The sequence below is a fragment of the Bhargavaea massiliensis genome (genome assembly GCF_050480245.1).
Lineage (GTDB): Bacteria > Bacillota > Bacilli > Bacillales > Anoxybacillaceae > Anoxybacillus.
The window spans coordinates 1-1781 of record NZ_JBCNEQ010000085.1; the positions used below are offsets into that span (position 1 = coordinate 1).

The window sequence follows — 1781 nt, forward strand, 5'->3', positions numbered from 1 at the left end:
CGTTCAAATTCGGGCCATTTATGAAAGTTCTTATTTGAATATAATAAGCGCCCTGTTCAAAGATCTTGACCTTCCTCAGTTGATTGATCGTCTCGTTCCCGTGGATCCGCAATGCCAAACTCGAGCCAGCGATATCGTCAAACTAATCGTTCTGGATATCTTGAGCGGCCGGCAAGCGCTCGTTCATTTGGAACAATGGGCGCATGACATCGATTTGCCGAAGCTGATTCGGCCAGGGCTGGAGCCGTCTTGGTTCAACGACGATGCCATCGCGCGTCATTTGGATCGCCTGTATGAGGCGAATATCCATCAAGTCCTTTCGTCTTGCCTCGTGCAGATCTACAAGAAAGAAGGCCTCTCTCTTCGCGTCTTCCACGCCGATACGACGGACAAGACCGTTTATGGCGCGTATGAATCGGCCTCGCCGGATGCCTTGCAGATTACGCATGGCTACAACCGGCATCATCGTTGGCAAAAGCAGATCGGATTTGGGCTGATTGGCAACGAGGATGGCATCCCGTTTTATGGCGATGTACACGACGGCAACCTGCCGGATAAGACGTGGAATCCCGAGGTGTTGTCCCGTGTGCAGAAACAGCTGAAGCAGGCGAAGATCGAAGATGAATGGATTTATGTTGCCGATTCTGCCGCCATGACGAAAGACACACTGGCGCAAACGAAGGCCGCCAAAGCCTTTTTGATCACAAGAGGCCCTTCTTCGCTCCGGATCGTCAAAACCGCGCTGGCTAAAGCTGATGCCCAAGACACGCCGTGGAGCGATCCGTTTTCCTTAGCGGAGAAAAACGGAGCCACCTACCGGGTGTGGGAAACGACATCGACGTACGAAGGTCATTCGGTCCGGTTGATCGTCGTTGAATCCAGCGCGCTCGACCAACGAAAAGGAAAGACGCTCGAAAAAGAGCGAAACCAAGAAGCAGAGCTTCTTCGGCAGAAACAAACCCAGTGGGAAAGCCGTCTGTTTTCGTGCCGGGAAGACGCCGAACAAGCCCTAGCGTCTCTAAAGGCGTCCCTTCGTCTCCGGTTCCATCGCGTCGAGGCGTCGGTCGAAGCGATCGTGCGTCCGAAAAAACGGCGCGGACGTCCGAAAAAAGGGGCGGAACCGGACATGGAAACGCTGTACGCCCTTCGCTTGAACGTGGAATTCGACCAAGATGCGTGGGAACAGGCGAGACGGAAAGCGTCCCGGTTTGTCCTTGTCACGACCGTTCCGGAGGAATGGAAAGGTCAACCGATGGATGCGAAAGAGATCTTGAAGTTGTATAAAGGCCAAATCTCGGTGGAAATGAACTTCTCTTTCTTGAAAGACCCGTTCTTTACGGATGAGATTTACGTAAAAAAACCGGAACGGGTCGCGGTATTGGGCTATTTGTTTCTGTTGGCCTTGGCGATTTACCGCGTCTTCCAGCGCCGGGTGCGTCAGTTCATCACCCCGGAACACCCATTAAAGGGCGCGGGAGGCCGGAAACTGACCCGACCGACCGGACAAGCGATTTTTCAATTGTTTTGGTATGTCAGAGTCGTCCTGTTGGAACTGCCGGATGGACGAATTCAACGCGCGTTAGGTCAACCGCTCACGTACGAGCAGCGAAGGATTCTGCAAGGATTAGGGATGGACGAGAGCATTTACGTCTAATGGGATAAAGAACGACCAACGATGGTAAAAAAAGGATACCATCGCTTTTGGTGTTGGTTTAAAAGTTATTCTAAAAAACTGAATAAAAAATCCTTTTGTTCCGCCCTACCAAGGTGCGAAATATGAG

General features: G+C 51.9%; 1 protein-coding gene. It reads left to right on the top strand.

What is annotated here, in order from left to right:
- Positions 1-1654: IS1634 family transposase (locus ABEV15_RS13795; RefSeq protein ID WP_498853528.1), on the top strand; the 1654-nt coding region annotated here is incomplete at its 5' end.
- Between the last annotated feature and the right edge of the window lie 127 nt (positions 1655-1781).